Annotated in this window: 27 protein-coding genes; 14 read left to right on the top strand and 13 right to left on the bottom strand. The window is 41.2% G+C overall.

Features of this window, described 5'->3' with window-relative positions:
* Positions 1-62: 62 nt before the first annotated feature.
* From BUC20_RS02345 to efp, 4 genes are all read left to right on the top strand, one after another.
* Positions 63-3,188, top strand: a complete 3,126-nt coding sequence (locus BUC20_RS02345) for a SusC/RagA family TonB-linked outer membrane protein (RefSeq protein ID WP_073226897.1) — start codon at positions 63-65, stop codon at positions 3,186-3,188.
* Between the two features lie 18 nt (positions 3,189-3,206).
* A complete protein-coding gene (locus BUC20_RS02340) occupies positions 3,207-4,724 on the top strand; it encodes a RagB/SusD family nutrient uptake outer membrane protein (RefSeq protein ID WP_073229402.1) in 1,518 nt (505 codons plus the stop codon).
* 183 nt (positions 4,725-4,907) lie between these two features.
* Complete coding sequence (locus tag BUC20_RS02335; protein WP_073226894.1) at positions 4,908-7,592, top strand: alpha-L-rhamnosidase; 2,685 nt, start codon at positions 4,908-4,910, stop codon at positions 7,590-7,592.
* A 156-nt stretch (positions 7,593-7,748) separates the two neighbouring features.
* Positions 7,749-8,309: an elongation factor P gene (efp, locus tag BUC20_RS02330; RefSeq protein ID WP_073226892.1), complete on the top strand. Its 561-nt coding sequence runs from the start codon at positions 7,749-7,751 to the stop codon at positions 8,307-8,309.
* 106 nt (positions 8,310-8,415) lie between these two features.
* On the opposite strand, the gene BUC20_RS02325 is transcribed toward efp, so the two are convergent.
* Together BUC20_RS02325 and BUC20_RS02320 are read right to left on the bottom strand one after the other, a co-directional pair.
* Positions 8,416-9,006: a hypothetical protein gene (locus BUC20_RS02325; RefSeq protein ID WP_143166676.1), complete on the bottom strand. Its 591-nt coding sequence runs from the start codon at positions 9,004-9,006 to the stop codon at positions 8,416-8,418.
* Positions 9,007-9,103: 97 nt separating this feature from the next.
* Positions 9,104-10,288 (bottom strand): FAD-dependent oxidoreductase, encoded by a 1,185-nt coding sequence (locus BUC20_RS02320; RefSeq protein WP_073226888.1) that lies wholly within the window; start codon positions 10,286-10,288, stop codon positions 9,104-9,106.
* A gap of 249 nt (positions 10,289-10,537) precedes the next feature.
* On the opposite strand from BUC20_RS02320, the gene BUC20_RS02315 reads away from it, so the two are divergent.
* Positions 10,538-11,497, top strand: a complete 960-nt coding sequence (locus tag BUC20_RS02315; protein WP_084528458.1) for a helix-turn-helix transcriptional regulator — start codon at positions 10,538-10,540, stop codon at positions 11,495-11,497.
* A gap of 116 nt (positions 11,498-11,613) precedes the next feature.
* Here the strand turns inward: BUC20_RS02315 and BUC20_RS02310 are convergent, their stop codons facing one another.
* The gene (locus BUC20_RS02310; RefSeq protein WP_073226885.1) at positions 11,614-12,030 is read right to left on the bottom strand and encodes a hypothetical protein; all 417 of its coding nucleotides are present in this window, start codon (positions 12,028-12,030) and stop codon (positions 11,614-11,616) included.
* Between the two features lie 52 nt (positions 12,031-12,082).
* Positions 12,083-12,544 carry a hypothetical protein gene (locus BUC20_RS02305; protein WP_073226883.1) on the bottom strand — a complete coding sequence of 154 codons (462 nt, stop codon included), beginning with the start codon at positions 12,542-12,544 and terminating at the stop codon, positions 12,083-12,085.
* A 280-nt stretch (positions 12,545-12,824) separates the two neighbouring features.
* Here BUC20_RS02305 and BUC20_RS02300 point away from each other — a divergent pair, with 280 nt between their 5' ends.
* From BUC20_RS02300 to BUC20_RS02275, 6 genes are all read left to right on the top strand, one after another.
* Positions 12,825-13,667, top strand: coding sequence for a VOC family protein (locus BUC20_RS02300; RefSeq protein WP_073226881.1), 843 nt, complete (start codon positions 12,825-12,827; stop codon positions 13,665-13,667).
* A gap of 16 nt (positions 13,668-13,683) precedes the next feature.
* On the top strand, positions 13,684-14,073 hold the full coding sequence (locus tag BUC20_RS02295; protein ID WP_143166675.1) for a nuclear transport factor 2 family protein: 390 nt from the start codon (positions 13,684-13,686) through the stop codon (positions 14,071-14,073).
* Positions 14,074-14,106: 33 nt separating this feature from the next.
* Positions 14,107-14,355 carry a hypothetical protein gene (locus BUC20_RS02290; protein ID WP_073226878.1) on the top strand — a complete coding sequence of 83 codons (249 nt, stop codon included), beginning with the start codon at positions 14,107-14,109 and terminating at the stop codon, positions 14,353-14,355.
* Between the two features lie 12 nt (positions 14,356-14,367).
* Entirely contained in the window at positions 14,368-14,781 is a 414-nt protein-coding gene (locus BUC20_RS02285; RefSeq protein WP_073226875.1) for a DUF3592 domain-containing protein, read from the top strand.
* A 15-nt stretch (positions 14,782-14,796) separates the two neighbouring features.
* Entirely contained in the window at positions 14,797-15,201 is a 405-nt protein-coding gene (locus tag BUC20_RS02280) for a DUF3592 domain-containing protein (protein WP_073226872.1), read from the top strand.
* Positions 15,202-15,267: 66 nt separating this feature from the next.
* Entirely contained in the window at positions 15,268-16,359 is a 1,092-nt protein-coding gene (locus tag BUC20_RS02275) for a YARHG domain-containing protein (protein WP_200800873.1), read from the top strand.
* Positions 16,360-16,387: 28 nt separating this feature from the next.
* Here BUC20_RS02275 and BUC20_RS02270 read toward each other — a convergent pair whose 3' ends face one another.
* From BUC20_RS02270 to BUC20_RS02255, 4 genes are all read right to left on the bottom strand, one after another.
* Complete coding sequence (locus BUC20_RS02270) at positions 16,388-16,885, bottom strand: hypothetical protein (protein WP_073226870.1); 498 nt, start codon at positions 16,883-16,885, stop codon at positions 16,388-16,390.
* A 65-nt stretch (positions 16,886-16,950) separates the two neighbouring features.
* Positions 16,951-17,424, bottom strand: coding sequence for a hypothetical protein (locus BUC20_RS02265; protein ID WP_073226867.1), 474 nt, complete (start codon positions 17,422-17,424; stop codon positions 16,951-16,953).
* Between the two features lie 226 nt (positions 17,425-17,650).
* Entirely contained in the window at positions 17,651-18,124 is a 474-nt protein-coding gene (locus BUC20_RS02260) for a hypothetical protein (protein WP_143166674.1), read from the bottom strand.
* A gap of 159 nt (positions 18,125-18,283) precedes the next feature.
* On the bottom strand, positions 18,284-20,416 hold the full coding sequence (locus BUC20_RS02255) for an FUSC family protein (protein ID WP_073226862.1): 2,133 nt from the start codon (positions 20,414-20,416) through the stop codon (positions 18,284-18,286).
* Between the two features lie 299 nt (positions 20,417-20,715).
* Here BUC20_RS02255 and BUC20_RS02250 point away from each other — a divergent pair, with 299 nt between their 5' ends.
* The gene (locus BUC20_RS02250) at positions 20,716-21,099 is read left to right on the top strand and encodes a DoxX family protein (protein ID WP_073226859.1); all 384 of its coding nucleotides are present in this window, start codon (positions 20,716-20,718) and stop codon (positions 21,097-21,099) included.
* Positions 21,100-21,191: 92 nt separating this feature from the next.
* On the opposite strand, the gene BUC20_RS02245 is transcribed toward BUC20_RS02250, so the two are convergent.
* Positions 21,192-22,022, bottom strand: a complete 831-nt coding sequence (locus BUC20_RS02245) for a 3-keto-disaccharide hydrolase (RefSeq protein WP_073226857.1) — start codon at positions 22,020-22,022, stop codon at positions 21,192-21,194.
* A 179-nt stretch (positions 22,023-22,201) separates the two neighbouring features.
* Between BUC20_RS02245 and BUC20_RS02240 the strand changes: the two genes are divergently transcribed.
* Positions 22,202-22,999, top strand: a complete 798-nt coding sequence (locus tag BUC20_RS02240) for an SDR family oxidoreductase (RefSeq protein ID WP_073229392.1) — start codon at positions 22,202-22,204, stop codon at positions 22,997-22,999.
* An 18-nt stretch (positions 23,000-23,017) separates the two neighbouring features.
* Positions 23,018-23,932 carry a helix-turn-helix domain-containing protein gene (locus BUC20_RS02235; RefSeq protein ID WP_073226854.1) on the top strand — a complete coding sequence of 305 codons (915 nt, stop codon included), beginning with the start codon at positions 23,018-23,020 and terminating at the stop codon, positions 23,930-23,932.
* Positions 23,933-23,956: 24 nt separating this feature from the next.
* On the opposite strand, the gene BUC20_RS02230 is transcribed toward BUC20_RS02235, so the two are convergent.
* From BUC20_RS02230 to BUC20_RS02215, 4 genes are all read right to left on the bottom strand, one after another.
* On the bottom strand, positions 23,957-24,937 hold the full coding sequence (locus BUC20_RS02230; protein ID WP_073226852.1) for a DUF6266 family protein: 981 nt from the start codon (positions 24,935-24,937) through the stop codon (positions 23,957-23,959).
* Positions 24,938-25,215: 278 nt separating this feature from the next.
* The gene (locus BUC20_RS02225) at positions 25,216-25,563 is read right to left on the bottom strand and encodes a hypothetical protein (protein WP_073226849.1); all 348 of its coding nucleotides are present in this window, start codon (positions 25,561-25,563) and stop codon (positions 25,216-25,218) included.
* Between the two features lie 65 nt (positions 25,564-25,628).
* Positions 25,629-26,120, bottom strand: coding sequence for a hypothetical protein (locus BUC20_RS02220; RefSeq protein WP_143166673.1), 492 nt, complete (start codon positions 26,118-26,120; stop codon positions 25,629-25,631).
* A 23-nt stretch (positions 26,121-26,143) separates the two neighbouring features.
* Positions 26,144-26,680, bottom strand: coding sequence for a DMP19 family protein (locus tag BUC20_RS02215; protein ID WP_073226846.1), 537 nt, complete (start codon positions 26,678-26,680; stop codon positions 26,144-26,146).
* Between the last annotated feature and the right edge of the window lie 80 nt (positions 26,681-26,760).

The following is a 26,760-nucleotide window of genomic DNA, read 5'->3' as shown; positions in this document are numbered from 1 at the left end:
TATTTAACTATTTGATAAATCGATAAAATGAACAAAACCTTACTAAACCAAATCAACGTATTATGAGCAAAAAAAATCTAATCGGCCTATCAAAAAAAGGAATAGGTCTGATGTGCTGTCTGTGCTTCCTGAGCAGCTTCATTTATGCACAAAGTTTAAAGATTACAGGAAAGGTGACAGACTTTAGCGACGGAGGTCCGCTTCCCGGAGTGTCTGTTAAAGTTAAAAACTCAACTACTGGAACGGTAACGAATACATCCGGAGCTTTTGCACTGGAAGCACCTAAGGGCGCGGTCCTCGTTTTCAGCTATATTGGCTACGCCAGTAAAGAATTTACCATCGCAGACCAGACTTCTGTAAATGTGGCACTTACAGTACAGAATGACCAACTGTCTGAAGTGATCGTGATCGGCTATGGAACAAGCCAGAAGAAAGACCTGACCGGCTCTGTTTCCAGCATTTCGGCCTCGCAGATCAAAGACTTACCGGTAAGTTCTATTGATCAGAAAATGGTTGGACAAATTCCGGGTGTCCAGATCAGCACGCCTACCGGTGCGCCGGGTGGCGGAGTAAACATCCAGGTGAGAGGTGCCGGCTCTATAGGGGCATCCAATAGTCCTTTATTTGTGGTGGATGGTTTTGCCATTTCCAACACGGGAGGTCAGAGTTATAACCCGCTGAATGTTCTTAGCCCCGATGACATTGAGTCCGTTACGGTTTTAAAAGATGCTTCTTCCACCGCAATCTATGGGTCAAGAGGTTCAAACGGAGTGATTGTCATCACCACAAAAAAAGGAAAAACAGGGGCTCCTGTAGTGAATGTAAACAGCTATATCGGTAGTCAGCAGGTCCCTCAAAAAGGCAGGCCAAAGGTACTTAATGGCACAGAATATGCACAATTCAGAAAAGACATCATCACCGATGACTTTGCTTCCAGAGGATTGGTTCCAAAAGAGAGTGACATCCCGGCAGAATTCAGAAATCCTGCCCAATATGGTGAGGGTACAAACTGGTATGATGCCGTATTGCGCACAGCGATGCAAAACAGCGTGGATGCAAGCATCAGAGGAGGATCTGAATCGACAAAGTATTCGGCTTCCATTAACAGACTGGAGCAGGAAGGAACGGTAAGGTATACAGACTATAAACGTTACTCCCTGAATTTCAACCTGCAATCCGACCTGAGTAAAAAAGTGAAGGTAGGCATCAGCCTTGCCCCAAGTGGTGGTACTCAGCACAGAAGTGGGTTTGAGTCCGGACAAAGAGATGTACTGACCCGTGCGCTTTGGCTTAGTCCACTTGTTCCGGTTACGGATGCCTCAGGAAATAGAACGGTATTCATTACCTCCCCTGGTGCAATCGGAGCGGGAAACCCTTTAAATACCCTGGAATTTTCTGGTACTAAAGCCGATTATTTCAGAGGACTGGCCACTGCTTTTGCTGAATATCAGATCATTGATGGCTTGAAAGCAAAGTATAGCTTTAACCTTGATTACACCAATAACAGTTCCTTTGCATTCAATCCGACCTTTGTGATCGGTGAAACGGGGAATCCAAATCCAAACCTCTCTATTCCAAGCTCCAATACTGCACAGAATACCAATACCAACTGGCTTTCTGAGTTTACACTCGCCTATGATAAGACCTTTGCAAAAGACCATCGCATCAATGCAGTTGTGGGATATACCGCTCAGAAAGAACGTTACAACGGTTATTCCTTCGGCGCCACAAACTATCCGGATGACCTGATTAAAACCATTAATGCTTCAACCTTACTCAACGGAGCATCTGCAGGCGTAGAAAAATGGTCTCTGATCTCTTACCTTGCAAGGGTAAACTATACTTTTAAAGACAAATATCTGCTTACCGGTACCATTCGTTCTGATGGTTCTTCACGTTTCGGTGCGACTGTTCGTTACGGCACATTTCCATCCGGCGCATTTGCCTGGAGGGCCTCTGAAGAAGAGTTTTTGAAAAATGTTAAATGGATCAACGACCTGAAGCTAAGGACCAGTTATGGACGTACAGGTAATTTTAACATCGGCAATTACTCCTATGCCTCAGGAATAGGATCAGCAAATTACTCCTTTGGCGGACAATTGGCGAGTGGCCGGGCATCCGGATCAATTGCGAATGAAAAACTGACCTGGGAAAATTCAGATGAATTCGATCTGGGTCTGGACCTCTCCGTTTTCAACAGCAGACTGAACCTGACTGCTGATTTTTATAACCGCATCACCAGCGACCTCCTCTTAAATGTGGAACTTCCACTTGCGTCCGGGTATTCCGGTGCAACCGTAAACATTGGAAAAGTAAGGAACCGCGGCTTTGAATTTGGACTGACTTCCAAAAACCTGACAGGTGCGTTTACCTGGGACACCAATTTAAACATCAGCTTTAACCGGAATATCGTTTTAGAACTGAACCCCGGCAACAACAATGCACCTATTTATAGTGGCCGTAGTGGTGAAGGGAATTATACCCATATCAGTCAGGTGGGCAAACCATTGGGCCAGTTCTTCGGATTTGTGTTTGATGGCATTTACCAGAACGCAGATGAACTTGCCACACAGCCAAAACACAATTCCTCTATCGTCGGATCGGTCAGGTATAAGGATCTTGATGGCAATGGAATTATAGAAGCGGTTAAAGATTTCACGGTTATTGGAAATTCCCAACCTGATTTCAACTACGGAATCACGAATAGTTTCGGCTATAAAAATTTCGACCTGAATGTGCTGATCATTGGTTCACAAGGCGGACAAATCATGAAAACCGGAAATGAATTCCTGACGAATATCGATGGGGTGTTCAACGTAGACCGCAAGGTATTAAACAGGTTCAGATCCCCTTCGAACCCCGGGGATGGTCTCGTACCTACTACCGTAAATGGCAGAACACTTTATCGGGAAGTGAACTCACAATGGATCGAAGATGCCAGCTTTCTACGCATCCAGAACATCACCCTGGGCTATAATTTCAAACAAAAGTTCATCAGCAGCTCGAGGGTGATCAAGGGGCTCCGCTTATATGGCAGCATCCAGAACCTGGTTACGTTCAGCAAGTATAGCGGTGCGAATCCTCAGGCAAGCACCAATGACGGTTTTTCTGTGCTGACTCCCGGACGTGATTTTACCAGTTACCCGCTGCCAAGGGTCATCACTGCCGGAATTAATATGACCTTTTAACTTAAAATGAATTTAACCATGAGAAATCAATCGAAATATATATTCCTAGCCCTCCTTCTTATCGCTATTTCTGTTGGAGGATGCAAAAAGAGCTTTTTAAATCAGGAACCGGAATCCGGTTTAACCGATGCCAATTTCTGGAAAACAGAATCAGACCTTAAGCAAGGTGTCGTAGGCGCGTATAGCAGCTTACGAGGAATGGGCACTTTTAGTTATTGGGTATTTGGCGAAATGCGTTCGGACAATACCACCTTCCAGTACAATGCGCCACAAAGGGGACAGGAAAACAGGGAGCTGGTAGATCAGCTGCTGGTAAACTCTACAAACACCCTCATTCAGGACTATTGGAGAGACTGTTATGTAGCCATTTCCCGATGCAACGATGTACTGAACAATGTGGGAAGAATTGAAATGTCTGCTGCAGCTAAAACTCAGGCCACAGGAGAAGTGAAATTCCTCCGTGCCTTTCATTATTTCAACCTGGTGAGACAATTTGGTGGCGTTCCTTTACGCCTGGAAGCCATTAAATCTCCGGGTGAGGCACCTTCAAAAGGCAGAGCTAGCGTAACTGAAGTTTACAACCAGATCATCTCGGACCTGACTGATGCGGCGAACGGGCTACCAGATGTGGGCAGCTATCCTTCCTCAGAAAAAGGGAGAGCAACCAAAGGTGCTGCAAATGCACTTTTAGGTGAGGTCTACATGACGCAGAAAAAATTTGGAGAGGCAATTACTGTTTTGAGAAAGGTAACCGGATATAGTATCCTGCCAGCTTATGGGGATATCTTCCTGACCACCAACAAGAACAATGCAGAGTCTGTGTTTGAAATACAATACTATTCAACCGCAGGAACCAATTTGTCGAGCAACTTCATGTATCAGTTTGCACCCTTCAATTCCGGCACGGCTGTGACCAATGATCCCGGAACAAACCTGAACTTTAACAGTGGTTGGAATACCCCTACCACAGATCTGATCGCTGCTTATGAACCTGGCGATTTACGAAAAGCTATTTCCCTTGCTGAAGGTTTTACCGGCAGCTCCGGATTTGTTGCGGTCCCATATGTTAAGAAATACAACCAGGGTTTTGTACAACCAGGCCAAACCAATGTAAACTTTCCCGTTATCCGCTATGCAGATGTGCTGCTGCTGATCTCGGAATGTTTAAATGAGCAGGGATTTGTTGCAGATGGGGAAGCATATACGTTACTTAACCAGATCAGAAAACGTGCCGGACTTAATCCAAAAACCTCAGACAATGTGGTTCCTGCACTTAAGGTCAGTACCCAGGCAGAATTCAGAGCTGCGATTGATCAGGAACGTAAGGTAGAACTTGCTTTTGAGAATCACCGCTGGTATGACCTTGTCCGCACAGGAAATGCCATACCGGTATTAACGGCACATGGACAAAGGGAAATCGCCAAAAACCCGAGCCAGTTTCCTGCAGGATCTTATCAGCCTACACAAAACAAACTATTACTCCCGATACCGCAAAGAGAGGTGACACTGGACAACCTGCCACAGAACCCTCAGTAACAATATTAACGCTCTCTTTTTAGGTTATGATGCTGACAGTTGTGGCGACTGTCAGCTTTTTTGTATCCATCCCTCTAAATAACCAGACCTGGGCCGGAAAACTGAGCAAACAGCAGGACGGTACAGGTTGCTAAAGATCCATAAGGGACCTATTATTGTAAAATAACACTTAACTTTAAACTGATGAAGCCTTATTTCAAGACACTCTTTTCCCTATTCCTTCCGATCCTGTTTACCTTCCCCTCAGCCGGATCAGCCAAAGATCCTTTGATGGCTAAGCCTGCTGCCCTGCAATGTGAACACCTCCTCAATCCTATAGGAATCGACGCGTTAAAACCCCGTTTATCCTGGTTGATGATGGATACACGCCAGAATGCCAGACAAACAGCCTATCGGATTCTCGTTGGTAAGGATTCAGTAACACTTAGAAAGAAAAAGGGAAATTCCTGGGATTCCGGTAAAACAAATTCTTCCCGCAGTCTGGTCAGCTATGCAGGCGAACCACTAACCGCTTTTACCAGATACTTCTGGACGGTTGAACTGTGGGATAAAGACGGAAAACTAGCGGGCAATGCGCCGATTGCGAGTTTTGAAACCGGTATGATGACGGCAGACAACTGGAAAGGTGCATGGATCAGTGATGGAAATGATATCCATAAGCGCCCTGCCCCCTATTTCAGAAAAACATTTGAAACCACAAAGCAGGTTAAATCTGCCAGGGCCTATATTGCTGCGGCAGGATTATACGAGTTGTACCTGAACGGCAAAAAGGTGGGTAATCACCGGCTTGACCCAATGTATACCCGTTTTGACAAAAGAAATTTATACGTGTCTTATGATGTAACTGCCCAATTGCAAAGAGGAAACAATGCCATCGGTGTTCTGCTCGGAAATGGCTGGTACAACCACCAGGCAATAGCGGTCTGGAATTTTGACAAAGCAGCATGGCGGGCAAGACCGGCCTTTTGCGCGGACCTGAGAATTACCTATACTGATGGAACAACAGCCATAATTACCTCTGATAAGGACTGGAAAACCAGCTTAAGTCCCATCGTTTCCAATAACATTTATACTGCCGAGCATTATGATTTCCGCCAGGAACAACCTGGATGGAATACCGTAGATTTTGACGACCGTAAATGGGAACCTGTGCGCCTTAGAAAAGCACCTTCAGACCTGTTGGTGGCTCAGGCCATGCAACCCATCCGGAATGTGCAGGAAATCCCGGTAAAATCAATGAAAAAACTGAACGACACTACTTATGTTTTTGACCTTGGTCAGAACATATCCGGTGTAACAAAAATCAGGGTCAAGGGAGATGATGGTACTGTCCTTCGTTTAAAACATGGGGAGCGCCTATATCCGAATGGCAGAGTTGACCTTTCCAATATTGATGTTTACTACCGCCCGAAAGATCAGACGGACCCTTTTCAAACGGATATCATCACCTTATCAGGAAAAGGAGAACTGGAGTTCATGCCCAGGTTCAATTATAAAGGGTTTCAATATGTAGAAGTAACCAGCAGCAAGCCTGTACAGCTGAGCAAGGAAAGCATCACCGGTTATTTCATGCATAGCGATGTTGCGCCAAAAGGCAAAATCAACTCTTCTAACCCTTTAATAGACAAGCTATGGTGGGCAACCAACAATTCCTATTTATCGAACCTCATGGGCTACCCTACTGACTGTCCGCAACGGGAAAAGAACGGTTGGACAGGTGATGGACATTTTGCCATAGAAACCGGCCTTTTTAATTTCGACGGAATCACAGTTTATGAAAAATGGCTGGCCGACCATAGGGATGAGCAAAAACCAGATGGCGTACTTCCCGATATTATTCCTACAGGGGGCTGGGGTTATGGAACTGCAAATGGAACCGACTGGACAAGTACGATAGCGATCATTCCATGGAACATCTACCTTTTTTATGGGGACAGTCAACTGCTGGCAGACAGCTACGGGAGCATGAAAAAGTATGTAGATTACCTCACACAAATCAGTCCGAAGGGCCTGACTACGTTTGGTCGCGGAGATTGGGTTCCTGTTAAATCGAAATCAGACCTGGAATATACTTCATCAACCTACTATTTTGTAGATGCGACTATCCTTTCCAAAACCGCAAAACTATTGAATAAACAAGCAGATTACGAGCAATACCGCAAACTTGCAGAAAAGATCAAAACCGCGATAAACGACAAATATTTCAACGCTGAAACAGGTATCTATGCTTCCGGTGTACAGACCGAACTGAGTGTAGCCTTACAATGGGGGCTCGTACCGGAAGAACTAAAAGCTAAGGTTGCCGCAAATCTGGCCAAAAGAGTTGCAGCAGATGGCATGCACCTGGATGTTGGGGTGCTTGGAGCCAAAGCAATCTTAAATGCCCTGAGTGAGAACGGACAGGCAGAAACTGCTTATCAGCTGGCCGCACAGGATACCTACCCTTCCTGGGGATGGTGGATTGTAAACGGAGCCACGACACTTTATGAGAACTGGGACATTAAAGCAGAAAGAGACATCTCGTTAAACCACATGATGTTTGGGGAAATTGGTGGCTGGTTTTTCAAGGGACTCGGTGGCATCCATCCGGATGAGCAACAGCCAGGTTTTAAACGGATACAGTTACGCCCCAATTTCGTAAGCGGACTGGAGCATTTCAAAGCAGAACACGACGGGCCATATGGTAAGATCAGCTCTGCATGGAAAAGATCAGGAAATAAGGTGATTTATACCGTGACGATCCCGGCAAATTCGGATGCCGTAATTAGTTTCCCCCTTGTCAAAGGCCAGAAAGTATACCGGAACGGAAAGGTTATTGCTTCGAAAATCACGCTCGGCGCAGGTGTATATCAGTTTGAAATCGTCTGAACACCGTAGCTTTCATAAAGAAAAACCTGATTCAGTCAATATAAACAACAGAAAATAAAGCACTTAAAACTTAATAAACAGCAGGAATGAGGAATGAACATATAAGTATTCAAAAAACCTTATATATTTGGACTCAAATTTTACAATTATATTTTTATGGCAAAGGCATCTGAAATTAAAGTAGGAAATATTTTACGTTTCAACAACGAACTGGTAACAGTGACTGAAATCTTACATCGTACACCAGGTAAAGGTGGCGCTTTCTACTTAGGAAAATTTCGCAATATCAAAACTGGGAAAATTGTAGAAGCCCGTTTAGGAACTGATGAGGCAGTTGAAATTTGCCGTGTAGAAACTAACGACTATCAATATCTATATGAAGAAGGTGATTATTTTGTAGTAATGGACAATACCTCTTTTGAGCAGTTCAGTGTTTCAAAAGCACTATTCGGACCATCCGCAAAATTTATCAAAGAAGGAATGGATGTGATCGTTTCCTTCGAAAGTGAAGAACCAATTATGGCTCAGGCACCAAACTTTGTGGAACTGGAAATTACTTACGCAGAACCAGCTGTTAAAGGTGATACTTCTTCAGGAGCACTGAAAATGGTAACTACAGAAAATGGTGTGGAACTAAAAGTACCTTTGTTTGTAAATCAGGGTGATAAAGTAAAAGTAGATACCCGTACCGGAGAATACGTTGAGCGAGTGAAATAAGATCATTCAAACACAATATAAGAAAAGCGGATCATTCTCAAATGATTCGCTTTTTTTCATTTATTCCGGGTATTTTACTGAAAACCCTTATGGATTCCGGATGTAACTACTGCTTTTTAAGCAAGTTCGGGCTGAGGCAACGCACCTGCACATTGGCAAAACTTCCTTTTACAGAGATGTTCTTCTCTGCCCCCTCTTCAATCGAATTTTTTCCTGAAAATTCAAAACTGCCACTGATCACTGCGGTGTTTCCTTGAACCTGAACTGTAGTCAACGTAAAACTGCCGGTTTCCGCATCTGCCGAGACATCTTTTGGAGAAGCAGCTCCTGTATCAGGATCGTTGGGATCGGCATTCCCATCACCAGTATTTATAAAAACTGCAAAGTTGCCAAGCTCCTGATCATCCATTTTCCCCAGCCTGGTTTTCCCTGGTTTAAACTCTCCCATTTTTTTGATATCAATTGAAACGCTGAGTAAGCGGTTGTCTTGTTCGACACTGCAATTCAAACCAAAAATCGCCTTTTTATCTATTCCGATCATGGCATGGCCATTGGTGACTTTAGCAGTATAGGATTTCCCGTTCTGCTGAAAGCTGACCACTCCCGGGTTAAGCTTCATCTGTGCAGATGCCATCGTGGTTACGCTAAACAGCAGCACTAAAACAGCGTTGAAGAGGATATTAATTTTTCTTTTCATAGCCATACTTTGTTTAAGACAAAAGTCAATCCACTAACATATAGATGATTAACACAATGCCATTTTAAAAATATGTAAAAATCAGGAATTTTCAATATTACTTTTTCAGAGGTTCAGCAAAATCTTTTTTCACAGGTTCAGAAAAATCGTCAAAAAGCTGAATTAAACGTTCAAGCCCATCATCAGAATGCAGCATTTCAGTCGAGGCCAGCGCACTTTGAGTGGATGCTGAAGCCCTGCTGAGCATTTGTTTCTCAAAATACGCTATCGCCTCAGCAATCGTTGGAAACGTTTCATTGGTTAGGCATTCGCTCAATTCCAGTGCATCCAGCATCGCGATGTTAACCCCTTCACCAGTATAGGGAGGCATGCGATGTGCCGCATCCCCTATCATGGTTAAATTCGGCAATGAGGTCCATTGCTGGTCCGTTGGAAAATGATATTGTGGCCTCGGAACAAAAAAAAACTCATCGCCCTGAAATAATTCCTGCCAGATCTCATTCCATGAACCAAATTCTGTTTTAAACCAATCGAATACTGCCGATTTATCTGAGAAATCAACTCCACTATCCTGCAACCAGGATTCCTCTACCTTACACCCCGTATAAAAGGAAATACTACCATCTCCCTTTGCGCTTAAGATCAAAGATTTCCCTTCTCCCAGCGCAAAGATTTTTCCGCCACCCAGGAGTTTTTGTAAACGGGCAGCGTTTTTATCGGCATGATAGACATTCCCTTCCACGATAGTGACACCCGAATAAACCGGAGTAATCGCTGTAATCAAGGGCCTGACCCTCGAATTGGCCCCATCTACAGCAATGACGATATCTGCTGTTGCTGAGCTTCCGTTTTTAAAGCTGATCTTCCATTGGTTTCCATAAGGTACCATCGAAAGGTACTGACTGTCCCATACCACTGTACCCGGTGCCAGGGAATTCAGTAAAATATTTCTCAATGGTCCACGGTCAATTTCGGGACGGTTCTCTTCCTGACCTTCCTCCTCGTCCCAATCCATTTTTATGATGGCATCTTTATCTACGACGCGTAATTTTCCTGCTCCAGGTCGAAAATTAGCGTAAAATTCGTCCATCAGTCCCGCTGCACAAAGGGCCTTTAAACCGGATTCCTGATGAAGATCAAGTGTTGCCCCCTGAACCCTGACCTCCTGATTGAAATCTCTTTCATAGACTTTTACGTCTACTCCTTTAAGCTGTAAAAGCCTCGCCAGTGTTAATCCTCCCGGACCGCCACCTATGATCGCAAATGTTTTGTTTTTTTTCATTGGAATATATTTGTTTTTTAAAGGTTATGAAGCTATCATGTGCCTATGATTCATTGATATTTATTGTTTTCTTCGATCGTTTATTGGTTTTCAATGATTCTCAAGAGTTCGCAAGCGAGGTTCATTGCTATTTGTAAGTGGTGTGCTTATGATGGTTCCATTTCTAATGTGTTACGATACAAAATTACATGACCTTTAAAGAATAAAATAGTTACATTAGTTCAAAAAACAGTCCTAAAAGGTCATGATATGATTTTCAACTTTGTTCCTTCTGAAGGTATTGGTATGTTAAGCGCCTTTGCGGAGGCGATTGGCAGTAAGCTGGAGAATGGCATTGTGGAACTTCCTGAACATCTTGGAAAGGGCTATATCAAAGGTCTTGATCTTGGCCCACGGATCCGGGTTATGATCCGGCAATATGAGCTGAATGAAGATTTGGTATTTAAACGGTCTGCAATTGAGAATGGGGAAAAAGTAGTGGTGATGGCCTTCCATAATTTTTTCAGTCGGGTACCTGGTTTACCTTTCGTTCAGATCACCTCTACCGGTATTAATTATGAAGACTTCTTTCCCATACATTCAAAAATCAATTCTATTCTGATCAGCGTTCATGTCAGTTTGCTGAAAGAGCTGCTTTATGCTCAGGAGGAAACAACGCTATTGGACAACATGATGAACAGGGATCAGCCATTTTTGTACGAGGAGATCATCTCCCCTCAAATGCAGGAGCTGGCCAGGGAGATGGTAACTACAACAATCAGCGGAGAGCTCCGGATTTTCTTTTACAGGTTAAAGGCTGAGGAGCTGATTTACCTCTTATTTACGGAACTATTGAAGCGCCGGGAAGTAGCCGTTCAAAGCATAAACATAGCAGATGTAAAGACCATTTATCTGGTAAAAGACAAGATTACTGTCCAGATTAACCAACCTCCAAGACTGGATAAACTGGCTAAATTTGCGGGTATGAGTACGTCCAAATTAAAGCGTCTGTTTAAACAGATCTTTGGGAAAAACATTTACGATTATTATCAATATTATAGAATGAACGAAGCGGCTTCCCTCTTAAAAGAAAAAGGGCTGACGGTTGCCGAGACTGGTTATGAGCTGGGATTTTCAAACTTAAGTCATTTTGCAAGGGTATTTGAAAAATACATTGGACTTAAGCCAAAGAAATATGCTTTGGAAGGAAACAAAATTGAAAAAAATTAAACAGCCTTAATATATGCTACTAAAGCTGTTTAAAGTGTATTTACTAACTTGCTTAAAACTTGTTTAATAAAGTTGCTTAAAACCTGTTTAATAAAAGCCGTTTTAAGCGATTGGAATTATTCGACCCAATAGGTCAACTGCACAACGATATAACCGTCTGGTCCAACCTCTGAACTGCTTAAGGTTACTGTTTTCTGAACGGCACCATCCCAGGCACCCGGATAAGCACCAAAAGTATAAGTGCCGGAAGGAAGCGCTTCAAATTTATCTTCGTCTTCCCGGCCTCCAGGATAAAAATACTCGCCGGTTGCTTCATTACGTGCCCAAAAACCACGCAATCCGCTGCTTCCTGAAAGCGGATTGCCATAAATATCAACTAAAGTGATGCGTACGTTAAAATCTGTGGTATTTTTTTTCTCCAGGGCCATTGGAACAGCAGCCAGTTTGCCAGCTCCAGAGCTGCTTAATGTTGTTGCATAGCCTGCGGTAGCGACTGAAACCGATAAAAGGCTTAAGATGATTGTTTTTTTCATAACAATTAGATTAGGGATTAATGATTAAGCTCAAGATAAGGATTTCCCTTTACTATGATGCTGAAACGGCTCTGGATTTTCTTTGCTCAAAAAGCGGAATGAGCTGGGCTGGCTTTTGATCCAGCTGGTCTGCGGATACACGTAATGAGCTTCCATCGGCAAGGTCAATCACCAGGGTATGTCTGGTATAGATCATGTTCCCTTCTTCGGTTTTGACATGGGAAATAGTTTCTTCAATTCTATAGGTTTCAAGTACTTTCCATTCATAAAATCCCTCATACTTAAATTGCACACCGGCATCCGATAAGATCATCTCCGGAGGAAACCTAAGCGCATAAATAACATAAACCCCTACTCCAATTACAAAAACCGAATACATCATCATCAGCGCAGATACAAGCAGATTTACTTCATCATAATAAAGAATTATTGGTACGGGCATCAGGAAAAGGATCACATTTATCATTTCCATAGGCAATGATTTCCATGATTTCATAATGACCTGTGTTTTCATCTTTTATTGTTTTGACCGTTTACTGCAATTTTTGATACGTTGAATTTGTCTTTTTTACATCTTGAATCTGCATTTTTGACACATTACATTTTGATAAATATTCCGAAGAATGATTAAATATCATCAATTTATTGTTCAGTTCAGCTATTTCGGTTCAGCTATTCCGTCTAATACCATGTCGCATCTCCCCCCTTTATTTGTCGGCTATCCGACATACGAACTCCGTTTAACATTGGTATATTAGTATCACTAAACGACTTTACACTAAAGCTTAAAAATCATGAAAAACTCTATTTATCCTTGCCTGATCATTAAAGGTAAAATTGCAGAGGCATCAGACTATTATATGCAGGCTTTTGGAGAAGGAACACTTGTCCACAGCTCCTCTCTTGTGAAATTAATCGATTTGAGTGGCCAAAGGTTTATGTTGCTCAACGACGGGCCAACTACATCTCCAACTCCGGCAATTTCATTTATGGTGGTTTCAGAGACTGCAGAAGAAACAGAAAAATACTGGAATAAATTAATAGCCGAAGGTAAGGCCCTCATGCCACTGGACAGTTACGACTGGAGTCCGAAATACGGATGGGTAGAAGATAAATTTGGTGTCTCCTGGCAATTGTACACTGGAAGTAAGGCGGATACCCCACAAAAGTTCAGTCCGACTTTTATGTTTACCGGTGCAAATACCGGTAAAACGCAAGCGGCAATTGACCTTTACACCAGATTATTCCCAGATTCTACCATTCAGGGCGTAATGAAGTATACAAAAGAAGAGGGTGAAAATCCGGACCTGATAAAACATGCCCAGTTTAAGATCAATGATTTTACGATGATGGCCATGGACAGCTCTTATGCTCATGGTTTCAATTTTACCGACGCGATATCTATAGTTGTAGCATGTGAAACACAGGATGAAATAGATAAATACTGGTCTGAGTTAACGGCAAATGGTGGCAAGGAAGTTGCCTGTGGCTGGTTAACGGATCCTTACGGCATCAGCTGGCAAATTGTGCCGGCAAATATCCTGAAACTGGTTACAGATCCTGAACGTAGTCAAAGGGTGATGAATGCAGTGATGAAGATGAAAAAACTGATCATTGCAGATCTGGAAAACGCTTAATCAAAACTAGATCGACATGACCGAGAACAAACAAACCGTAATCAGTTGCCTCGAAGCCTTCGAAGAAATTGCCAGGCAGTGGTTTGCCGCCTTCAATGCACATGATCTGGAAGCGCTTTTAAGTTTATATGCTGAGGATGCCGTACACTTCAGTCCGAAGCTCAAAATAAGACATCCTGAAACCGACGGACTCGTACGTGGTCAGGCTGCTTTGAGACAATGGTGGCAGGATTCTTTTGAGCGTTTGCCTTCTTTACGTTATCAACCTACTTCCTTTACCGCTAACCATCAGCGTGTTTTCATGGAATACATCAGAACTGTAGCCGACGAACCTGATATGCTGATTGCGGAAGTCCTGGAAATCAGTAATGGAAAAATAAGTGCATCGAGGGTTTACCATGGGTAATTAAAATTGTAACTTTATTACAAAAGAGAAAAAATGGGCAAATACCAGCAGGAATGGAAACAAATGCTCCAAAAGGAAGAAGCATTCAAAGACTGGCAGATCAGGCCAAGTGGTGGGGATCTGCTGATACGTGTACCGGAAGATACCGATATGGATGTGCTAAAAATGCAGTTCTCTGATCTGATCGGACCAATTGCCCCCTTGATTAAATCAGCTAAGGCTACCCTGAAATTTTATGTTGGTAATACCAATGAAGCTGATTTTATATTTACCCTGAATTAGCCTGTAAAAGCGATGTCCTACAGAATTTCATTAGTTGCAGGAATTATTTTACTGATCGTTTCCTTATTTATTCTGAAAGAATCATTGGCATTTGTAGCACATTCTGAACGGGCAATTGGTGTCGTTATTGAAATCGAAAAGATATCCATTGATGATGGACCCTCTTATTCACCAGTATTTCAAATCATCACCAAAAACAATGAGGAAATCGTATACAGGCATCTTCATTCCAGTAATCCTCCAGGCTGGACCATTGGAGAGAAAGCAACCTTTTTATACGCTCCGGATGACCCTGATGGTTCTGTCAGGATTTTCACTTATTTCGGTCTGTTTAGCTGGACGATTATTTTAATGGCTTTTGCCATCCCTTTAACGATTGTTGGTGGCAGCTATATCTGGTTTGAACGATACCTTGGAACTACCTGATCAATTACATTGCTTATGATTTACCTTAGTTTTTTAATCCTTGGAATTATACTCAGCCTCATCTCCTTAATTTGGTTGAGACGGACATTGAAATTTGTAAAGAATGCAGAATATACCATCGGAAAGGTCATTGAACTGGAAGAAAAACCAGATGATGGCGGATTCATTTACCATCCGGTATTTAAATTCAGTACGGCACAACAGGAGACCTACGTTTATCGCTACCCGGTTGGAAGTTCTCCTTCAGACTGGTCTGTTGGCGACGAACTGACTTTTATATATTCCCCGGAAAATCCCACTGAAGCCAAGCCATATACCTATACCAGGATTTTCAGGTGGACCATACTCCTACTTGCTGCCGGAGTCACATTGACGGTCATCGGAGCTGGTTATTGTCTCCTTCAGGGCTATCTTCAATAAAAATTTTTCCAATCTGGTTTATCTATAAAATTCTCTACCTTGTTGGAAATTTTAAGAGAAAAAAAAATGAAATATATACTTATCCTTTTCTTTTTTACCCTTTTCAGCAGCCGAACTTTTGCAAATGACGGTGCCTTTTATGCTAAAGGAAATCAGCTTATTCCAATTAAAGAAACAGATATCAGTGTCAAAAAAGAGATCCTGACTTTAAAAAAGGTTAATGATAAGTTTATTGAGGTTACCGTTTATTATGAGTTTTACAACCCTAAGGCAGAGAAAACCATCACCGTAGGGTTTGAAGCCTTTTCCCCATCGGGAGATGTGGACGGCACTCCAAAAAATGGCTTGCATCGCTATATGCACGACTTTACTGTTGTTCTAAATGACCAGAAACTGAACTATAAAGTCGCTTATGTTGAAGATGAGGCTTATGCACGCAACGGAATCATCAAAAGTAAAAGTCTGGCAGAGATTGAGGAAAGTATAGACAATACAAACGAAGTCGGATTCTTTTACGTTTACCATTTCAAGGCAAAGTTTAAAAAGGGTTTAAACATCATAAAACACACTTATAAGTATGATGTATCCGGTTCAGTTGACTATAATTATGACTTTGAATATGTGCTCACCGCTGCAAACCGCTGGGGAAATAAGCAGATTGATGATTTTACCTTAATCGTAGATCCGGGAGAATTTGAAACGTTTAACCTCGACAAAACCTTTTTTAAAGCCAGTACCGACTGGAAAATCGACGGAGTTGGTAAAGTTTCAGACGTTAAAGCGCTTAAAGATGCATTTAAGAAAAATGACGCTTTAAGATTTCATCTCCAAAAGGGGAAGATCATCTTTCAAAGGAAAAACTTCAAGCCCAGGGGCGAATTATTCCTGTCTGCGAAGAATGAATACGGAACTGAAGACCTGTTTTACCTGCCTTTCTCCTACTATCAACAGGATTTCATTAAAGAACCCACAGATGAGTTACAAAAGAAAATCCTGAAAAACCTACCCTTTGCAAGAAGAGGTTATGTTTTTAAGAGTGTGGACCTGAAAAAATATTATGAACAAATGGATTGGTATATTCCGAATCCTTCATATGTAGCGGATTTACAAACCATAACTCAGATCGAAAAAGACTGGCTAAAGAAAATGAAGTTATGATCATTTTTTTAACGAATGACCTACTGTATTAGGATTTTTCCTGTTGCAGCTTTCTTTCTCTGTCGAATTTTTCCCTTATGCAATCAATACCATAAGACTCTTTAACTTTAAATGTTTCAATAGCTTTATTTTCTAAATCAACATAGAAACTTAATGGCTGAGTTCCTGCATTAATTCTACTTACCGCATGCGGCAGATTATCATAAAGATATTCTAAATCACCAAAATTCTCTATGACTAAAAAAAGCTTGCAGTACAAGAAGCCACCATCCAGATGTGAATAGTAATCGCCAATAAATGGGTCGGCTAAGCATATTAATATGTCTGCATCCCAGTCCCAAATTCTTAAAACTAAATTTTCGCATTCCTCTTTCGATAAACTATTTAAATGAAAAACTATTTCAGGATCAAGCATGTAAGTCCAGTCTTCAGCGTAACGACCTGACAGATTGCTTTCCATAAATAGATACAAAGCCTCGATTTTATCCTCAATATCAGGTACAGTTTGCATGTTTTTATTATTCATTTTGATGATGGGTCAAATTTATAAAATGAAGTTATAATCATTAATCTAATGAAAGTTCTTGCACATCAGGATTTTTCCTGTCGCAGCATTTTTTCCTTTTCAAGCTTTGCCCTTATATAAGAAATAAACAACGGATCATAATCTTTAAATGTTTCCATCACTTTAGTTTCTAAATCAACATAGAAACCCAATGGTTGAGTTCCTGTATTAATATGACTTATGGCATATGGTAAATTATCACCCAGATAATGTACATCTTCAAACTTTTCAGCGGCCAAAAAAAGCTTACAATACAAGAAACAGCCATCCAGATTTGGATTGGAAATTTCAAGAAATGGATCTGCCAAACACATTATTATTTCAGCATCCCAATCCCAAATTTTCAAAACTAATTGTTCGCAATTTACTTTCGATAAACGATCTATATGATAGACTATTTGCCGATTATGTACATAGGGCCAGGAATCACCTTCATTATCTGACAGGTTGTTTTCTATATACAAACGTAAGGCCTCTACTTTGTCCTTAATTTTAGGCATGATGTATCTAAGGTCATCATCGCTTAAGTCCCCTGCAATAAATGATCCTGGATAAAAAACACTTTTAAAAAATCTGGTGATCCACAATTTACAATATATATCCCTTATCTACCCTGTTATTTAATGAAATATATTTTGAGTTCTAAAGACAAAGCCAACAAGAGATCCAGCTGATGTTGCAAGGTACCTTCATTCGCATCATGAATCTAATGAAAGTTCTTGCACATCAGATTTTTTCCTTCCGAAGGTTCTTTTCTTCTTCCAGTTTTTCTCTTATATAACGGAGAAAGAATGGCTCATAATCTTTGAATGCTTCAATAGCTTTATTTTCTAAATCAGTATAGAAATGCAATGGCTGCGTTCCCGGTTCAATGTGAGTTACTGCAGGTGGCATATTACCTCCCAGATAATGTATGTCTTCAAACTTTTCAACGACCAAAAAAAGCTTACAATACAAGAAACAGCCATCCAGATTTGGATTAGAAATTTCAAGAAATGGATCTGCCAAACACATTAATGTCTCAGCATCCCAGTCCCAAATTTTTAAAGCTAATTGTTCGCAATCCGCTTTAGACAAACGATCCATATGAGAAACCATTTCGGGATTAAGTACATAATACCAAAAATCGCTTTCGTTAATTGATAGATTGTTTTCTATATATAGACGCAGAGCCTCTATTTTATCCTCAATTTCAGGCATAAGGTACCAGAAAACATCCTCGGTTGAGTCCTTTTCGTCAAATGATCCGGAATAAAAGATACTTTTAAAAAATCTAGTGATCCACAAATTATAACAATTAAAAAAATTACATTAAAGAATTTAACGACAAATTACGATATAAATCCCTTATCTATTCCCTTATTTAATGAAATATAACCTGAGTTCCAAAGATAAAGCCAGCAAGAGATCCAGCTGATGTTGCAGGGTGCCTTCATTCGCATTCATTTCTTCAATTTCATCTGAATGTACCACTATCTTTATGTTTTTCAAATCTAAGCTTGCACTATGTTGAACCCCATATTCCAGGTTATTTAGCGCCTCCCCTGCAAGTAATACACCTAAGTCCTGTTTGGTGTTTTGTTTCGCCGACAAAGACAACGAGGCTATGATCGAGTTAATTCTATAGCTAAGAATCTGGATCGAATAAATCCCTTTCATGTCTACTTGCTTACTTTTAGGTTCCAGGTGCATGTATTGCAGGGCTTCTGAAAATTTGGCCAGCTGGATATAGCTGTTTTTCCTGGCCAGTTTTGACTCGGTTATCCCGGCGGAAGCTCCCTGTAATCCTGTCTGTACTTTCAATAAATAATCCCTGTTGGCCTCAAGAATATTTGAAATCAGGGTTTTAAGGCCTTTTGTTTCCCAGATCGGAAAGAGAAATGCAGCAAGAAAAGCGATGACACAGCCGACCACTGTATATAAGAGTCGCTCTGTAATGATATGATCTGTATGGCCATCGTAAACACTGAGGCACAAAATCACCATGGAGGTAATGAACATCACACTGACCGCATATTTAATGCGGTTGAAAGTGAAAAATCCAAGCAGCAAAAATGCCGATATGACAAGGAGTACCAATACCTGTTTAATCATCAGCAATAAAGCAATTCCTAAAACTGCTCCAATAAAAGTACCTGATAGCCGTTCCATGTTGCGCTTCCAGGTAAGGCCAAAACGGGGTTTTGCAACGATCACAATAGTAAGTAATAACCAATAACTATACTTACCAAATGGAAACAACAAGGTGATCAGATAAGCCAGTAAGCACAGAATTGCCAGCCGCAAAGAGAATTTAAACACCGGAGAATTAAAAGAGAAATACTGCTTTAGTGAGGTCAGATTGAACAGCTGGGGAGAGAGGAAATGTTCGTAGTCAGTATTACTCCAACTGAGGTCTGGATGAATCACAGACACAGGCTGATCCCCCTTAATCACCTCTACATGCAGGGTGATGTCGTCCAGGTTTTTAAGTATTTTAAGTAAAATCTGAGCGTTGGTCTCTTCTGCTGAGCCGAGCAGTTTAGCCAGTTTGGCTTTCGCCTGCTCAAATTTAAGCGGTCGCTCTGAAGGCAAAATCTTCTTTGGCCTTAGGAAAACGCCACTCAGGACTTCCAGCTCTTCTGCTAAAATATCAATCAATTCGATAATGAGGTTTAGCGCCCCTGTTTTGCCCAGCGTTTTTCTGACATAAGCGTAATCATAATGGATGGCAGTAACCTGCTCATACAAATCAATGACACTAACTGCAGTCCGCAATAATTGCTGCCCGCGTTCATTTGCAGGCTTCATGGCCGCTTTATCACTCAGGAGCAGGTTCCTCACCAGTTCCTGCTTCTCGCTCACTTTTACATGTAAAGCGATCGTTTCACTGTAACATTCATCCAGCGGGACTTCAGGATCGTAACAATGTGCTTTAGATTTCAGAAAGGCAGAAGTGGTGGTAATGCATTCAAAAATGGCCTGATGCAGAGAGCGGTATGGCCAGATGACAATCTGAATCAGACTGATCAGGTAATACCAACATCCCCCAAGGAGGATATACCAGCTGAACAACCAGGGATTTACAGGATGCAGACCAAGGGTAAAAATACCAAGGATAATGGCCATGGTGCCTGTTAAGGCCAGCCTGTTTCCGAAAATGGCAAACATTGAAAACACGAAAGTCAACAGGAAAATGCTACCGGCGGTAAGCCAGTGATTGCCCAGCGATAAGGAAATGATCAGTGCGGTGAAAAAGAAAGAAACAATACTCACAATGGCACTTTTAAACTTATTGGCCCTGTTTCCCGGTGCATCCGTTAAACTAATGAGCAAGGCGCCAACCCCTACTCCAATTGCCATATTCGGTTGATGGTAGAAAAAAAGCAGGGCAAAAGGTAAAACAATGGTCAGCGTATTTCGCAGGGCATCCGTAAAATACTCCCCGTAAACCAAACTGATCAGGCTGCCTTTTACATTATCCCATTTCACCATCCCAGTTCTAAACCTCATTCTAATGTGAATTATTATTTTCCGCAAAACTATTGTATAAAAACCGAATGTGGTTGCTTTGCCGTGATTTTTTATCCGAACGTCATCTGATAGCGGTTAATGCCTCTTTTCCTGCTGTCCGATCCTGGACATTCAAGTTCATAACCGAACATGCTGATTCCATAAATTCTTTAAAATTGTTCCTATCAGCCGCTTCAAGCCCTATAAATGCCATCAGATATGAATAAACCAAAGATCAGGAAAGCTGATTTTCAATCATATAGATTTTGAGTATATTTAATTAACCAAAACCCTATAAAATGAAAATCGTAAAAACTGTACTCTGTGTTCTGTTCGGTCTGATGTTCATCAATGCCGGATTAAGCAAATTCTTCAATTACATGCCCATGCCGGAAATGACCGCCGAGCAAATGAAATTAATGGAGGCTTTTGTTAAAATTTCCTGGTTATTCCCTTTAGTTGGCGTTATTGAAATCATTGGGGGATTGCTATTTATGCTACCGAAGTACCGGGCACTGGGTGCGATTGTTATTTTACCTGTAATGGTAGGTGTCATCGTGCACAATGCGATTTACGAACCTTCTGGTCTGGCTATTGCATTGCCGTTCTTCCTGATCAATCTTTGGATCATTGCCGACAACTGGCGCAAGTATCAACCTATGATCAGCGAGTCAAAAACCTAAACACCGTAGCTTTCCAAAAAATCCGAAAGCACACAAATCAGCCCTGCAGATTTTCATATCTGCAGGGCTGATTGATGATAAAAGCAGCGTGTTTACTTCAACAGTTTTTCGATCACCTGATCTAACTTCGTTTTATCGTTAGCATAACGTTCCAGGTTAAAAAGCCTTACTTTTTTAAATTCAATAGGATGACTTTCACTTTGCAAAGAAATATAACCACCGGTTAAGGCTTTACCATCTTCTTTCATTTTAGGGTCGTAATTCGCCACATTTCCTCCGCCTATCTGAGGTTTGCTATATTCAAGGACCACTTCCTTATCGATAATGTGTTTGATTACAGAATCACCAAGGACCAGAAACTCCGCCTTTACCCACTGATCGCCCGCATAAGTCTTCGATTTAGAATCCAAACAATGCGGGGTGAATAATTTCCCGTCATAAACAACTTGCGTTCCTGGCGTACATAAATTACTGGTATGGCGGATATGTGTGCCATCACCCCCTAAAATCTGCGCTTCCACAGAAATCGGAAAATCCTGATCCTTAAGCATCGTTTCCGGTGCCTGACCATGCAACATCGCCCCGCTGTTTCTTAATGCCCAGCCTTCCCCGCCTTTGGCCTGCTCACCCACAAACCGGTAAGTAACTTCCAGCAGGTAATAAGAAAAAGGCTTCTTATAGAAAATATGACCGTACTGCTGATCAAAATCACCATAACCATCATAACTTACTTTCATCAGTCCATCTTCTACACGAAAAGTATTGGCATAGTTGTCCTTATAATCATGTTTGGAAATCTTAATGTTCCAGTCGTTCAGGTCTTTTCCGTTAAAAAGATCGATCCAGCCTTTTTGGGCCGACGACTGATTTATAAATGAGAAAGTCAGTGCTATAATTAGCGATAATGTAGTTTTTAGTTTCATACTTTAAGCAATGGTTAGATCTTAAAAGTAGGAATTTAAATCAGTCCTGACAATATCTGTCCATAACCATGGCCCACAAAATACAATTTTATCCTTTCCATTTTGGCTACAACATCTTCCAGTTTGGCTACATACCAGAAAGCAATCTGACAGACATTTGTGATCAAATCATAAACAAAATGAAAACAATATTTATAACAGGAGCTTCCACAGGACTTGGAAAAGCAACTGCAAAATTATTTGCGGCTAAAGGTTGGAAAGTAATCGCTACCATGCGCAAACCAGAAGAAGAACAAGAGTTAAATCTAATAGACAATATCAGTTTGCTACCCTTAGATGTAACCAATCTTGCACAGATCGCTGAAACCACACAAAAAGCAATTGCTTCAGGCGATATTGACGTCGTTTTTAACAATGCAGGTTATGGGCTTATGGGTCCTTTGGAATCGACCTCTGATGCGCAACTGGTCAGACAGCTGGACACTAATATCTTAGGTGTGATTCGTGTCACACAAGCATTTATTCCTCATTTCAGGAAAAAACAAAGTGGACTGTTTATCTCGACCACCTCTATTGGTGGATTAGTTACTTTCCCATTCAGTTCGGTCTATCATGCCACCAAATGGGCCTTGGAAGGCTGGAGCGAAAGTATGGCTTTTGAATTAAAGAAAATCGGTGTAGGGATTAAGACCGTATCCCCTGGAGGCATTAAAACAGATTTCCTGAGGCGCTCTGCAGATATGTCCAGTCATCCTGTATACGAAAAGTGGATTGGAAAATTGTTTGCAGCATTTAATGAAGATCATTTTTCTTCTGCAGCGCTAATTGCAGCAGTAGTTTACGAAGCAGCAACAGATGGCAAAGAACAACTCAGGTATGTTGCAGGGGAAGATGCCAAAGCTTTTTATGCACAACGCTTAGAACTGGGCGATGAAGCCTTCAGAAAACAAATGGCACAAATATTTTTAGAAAACTAAACTGCTTATCTTTATCAGGTGAAAAGAGAAGAACACATCCCATATCAGTTCAATTCTATATCAGACCTACATCGGATGCTGGGCTTACCAAAGCCTTTGCATCCTTTGGTAAGTTTGGTTGATAATGCGACTATCGTAATAGATGCAGACCGGTTTCCAACCTCTTTTCTGCTGAATTTTTATAAGATCTCTTATAAGAAAAGCATGCATGGCAGAATAAAATACGGACAAAATTATTATGACTTTGATGAGGGAGGAATGGGCTTTACTTCTCCTAATCAACTGCTATCTACGACGGATGACACCGAATATTCAGGTCATACCCTACTCATTCATCCCGACTTTATCAGAAATTATCCATTGGGGAAAACCATTAAGAACTACGGTTTCTTTTCTTATGATACCAACGAAGCGCTTCATCTGTCTGACAAAGAGAAATCAATCATTTTTGGCATCTTTAGAAATATGGAAGAGGAGTTACAATCCACAATAGATGAGTATAGTCAGGATGTGATCATCACACAAATTGAATTGCTGCTGAATTACAGCAACCGTTTTTACAAACGTCAGTTTATTACGCGAAAAGCAGTAAATCATGACTTGCTAGCCACACTGGAAAACACTTTAAATAACTATTTAAATCATAAAACCACCTTATTAAATGGCTTACCTACCGTTCAGTACCTTGCCGGACAGCTCCATGTTTCTCCACGTTATTTAAGTGATATGTTACGTTCTCTGATCGGCTTAAATGCACAACAATACATCCATCAGCAACTCATTGAAAAAGCAAAGGAGATTTTGTCTACCAGCAATTTATCCGTAGCTGAAGTCGCTTATCAATTGGGTTTTGAACATCCGCAATCTTTTAACAAGCTGTTTAAAAGAAAAACCAATTTGTCCCCATTAGAATTCAGGCAGTCCTTTAATTAACAAATAAAATTCTTTTGCAATAACTTACTCCTCTGAACTCTGCCCGGGCCGGGCTCGCCCCAGGAAAGAGGCTGCCTTTGTTGCAAGCTCCTGATCTCCCGAAATTTTAATATCTGATGAAATCACCTGTTCATTTTTCGCTGTTAAATCGCTATTAAAAGGAGCTATTGGTTTAGTGTCCCTGGCGGCCAGATGAACTGAATCTGCCGGAGGCTTTGTGTTTGTTGCATCTGCTACCGGCGATGAAGCTTCGCTGAATGCGATTGGTTTATGATGTAAACTGATGTTTAATTCCGGCTCCTGATCTTCAATAGTGACATCAATTGCTGCTTCCTTATGAGCAAGGGCCGGTATTTTCTCTTTCTCCAAAGCAGGAATGATCATTCTGCCCAGATATTGACTATCTGATTGTTTAGACCTGTCTTTAGCCACTACAGCAATATAAATATCCACTTCCTTACCCCTAAGATCATCCTCAATATTTAATACATCTGTGCCTGAACTTCTGAAATTCCCCAGGGATTCATAACAAGCTTCTTTGCCTTCCAGATCTATCGCTAAAAGCATCACCTGATCTTTTGGAGAGGCTTCGTAAGAAGATGTTGTGCTCCAGTTAAACCTCAGCAGGTCTGGCCGTTCCAATTCTACAGCGATGTCCTTTAAGCCAGGAAGGACCCCTCCACTAAATCTAAAGCGCTCAGGGTCAATAAAACAATCTTCTCCTTTGACCTGAACAGCGTGTGTTTTATTGTAGGAAATCGCACCTCTGGTGCCTCCGGTTTTGGTCCAGTAATCTTTAAAACCAATTTTTATCAGTGATTTGATACAGTTTAAGGTATCCTGTACCAGTTTAAATTGTTTTCTGTTCTTTAGCTCTGCTGCTGTTGCGGGAGCGGTTCTTTCCGATATAGATCGCATTCTGTCTTCGCCATATGTTCTATAACCGATAACACTACCAACCTTTCCGGTAAAACCACCCAATATTCCATTCTTTATTGTGGCCATGATATTTTGTTTATATTTAATTAAATAGCAATATAAGAATATATCAAAAGCCTGGTTGGGAAATAATTGCTTTTTAGAAGAATCTTACACGCAGATTACAAGCTGCTTAAACGCTTCTGACCGAGTTTGTACCGAGTGAGTAGCGTGTATAAAGTGTGTGTGATCCTGGTTGTTATCGAATCTTTTTAAAATACTGATATCAGTTTACAACCAAAAAAGCACTGCAAAAAATCATTTACAGTGCTTTTTTGATTTACTATCTCCCCGTAAAGGGAATTCTACTTATCGGTAAACACGATGGCTTCGGCTTTTATAGAATAGTCATCTGTTGTTTTAAGATGCGCCTCCCTCGTGATATCTGAAAAGATCAATGCATCTGCCCCGACCTGTTTTGCCCGGTTGATTAATCGTAATTTCACCCTTTCCTGACTGGATTCGGAACTTGCAATTGGAGAGATCATGTGACCAATAACTTTATAAGGCTGCTTAATATCCTTGGCAGCATAAAAGGTCTGAACAGAGTCTGTAGCCGGATGTCTGGATCCAAAATACGTTCCTCCGTACATTGAACAAGCGGATAAGCCCAATACCAGGGCTGAAACGCTAAATAAATTAAAAAGTTTCATATTAAAATTGATTTGTGTGTGTAGTTAAATTTACGCATACAATCCAACAAACCAATAAATTAAACTCAATTTCTTCTGAATTTATGCATATTGGTAATATCGATCGAAACCTGAGTCAGATCATCCAATTGGATGGAGATTTCTGTACCTAATTCAGTGGTACATATCAGCGTATGATCTTTAATCACTGCACTGTAAACCGGGTTGGAAAAGGTAAAAAACATCCCCCAGTTTAAATCTCCGTTTTTATCGGTCGAAGCCACAAATCCCTCGTTACCCATACATCCGTCACCAAATACAATTTTACCCTCCCCATAGGAAACAGCCCCATGAAAGATATCGATATCGGTCCAGATATCAGGTTCATATTTCTCTAAGCTGCCGATCGTAGTATCACAAATGGCACTCCAACGGAACTCCTTCGTATGGGTATTAGGATCTTCTATTCCATAGGCATTTGCCATCACCACATTCCCATCAGCAAATAATAAACAATCAATTCCGGGAAGTTTCCCTTCCCTCCATTTGCTTTGAATGTAATTATGAATATTTTCCATACCTGTCATAACTGTCTGGTCATTTATTTTTCAATAGGATGACCTACTAATATTTCCAGTTCAGCATACATATCATCTACAGACAAGACTTTTAACTGCGGGTGCTTTCTCAGCCATTTGGCATTCAGGTCGGTTATGTTTTCATCCAGCTCAAAAAACGAATCATTCTTCAATTGATCTCTTGTTGGATTTTCACCAAAGTATTCTCTTTCTAAAAAGGCTTCCAGTTCTTCCTTAGGTAAGGATTCCACCACTGCCGTCTGTTGTATAAAATAAGCAAGGTTCTTTTCAGCACCTATTTGTTCCAGGCCCTTTTTCACAATGACATTCAGCGCCTGACTCCAGTTGGCATTCCAGACAAACTGGGCAAATCCACCATTGTTGTTCTGTGATAAATAGTAATCCAGATAGTAACTCATCATCGCATCTTCAGGGATGTCATCATCCTCCACCCCCTCCTCACGCAGAAGATTCACAACGCTGATATTAGACTGAACAATGGTATCGGGATCAGCATGATTAAAGGCGTTTTCGGAAACAATGATATGCTCGATTTTCATATAATATAGCGGAATAAAAGTATTCAACAATTAATTACCGCAAGATATAAATTAATTCATCCGCTCCGATAAAATAATAG

It is taken from the genome of Pedobacter caeni, assembly GCF_900129215.1.
Lineage (GTDB): Bacteria > Bacteroidota > Bacteroidia > Sphingobacteriales > Sphingobacteriaceae > Pedobacter > Pedobacter caeni.
This window is presented reverse-complemented; position numbering and strand designations above follow the sequence as displayed.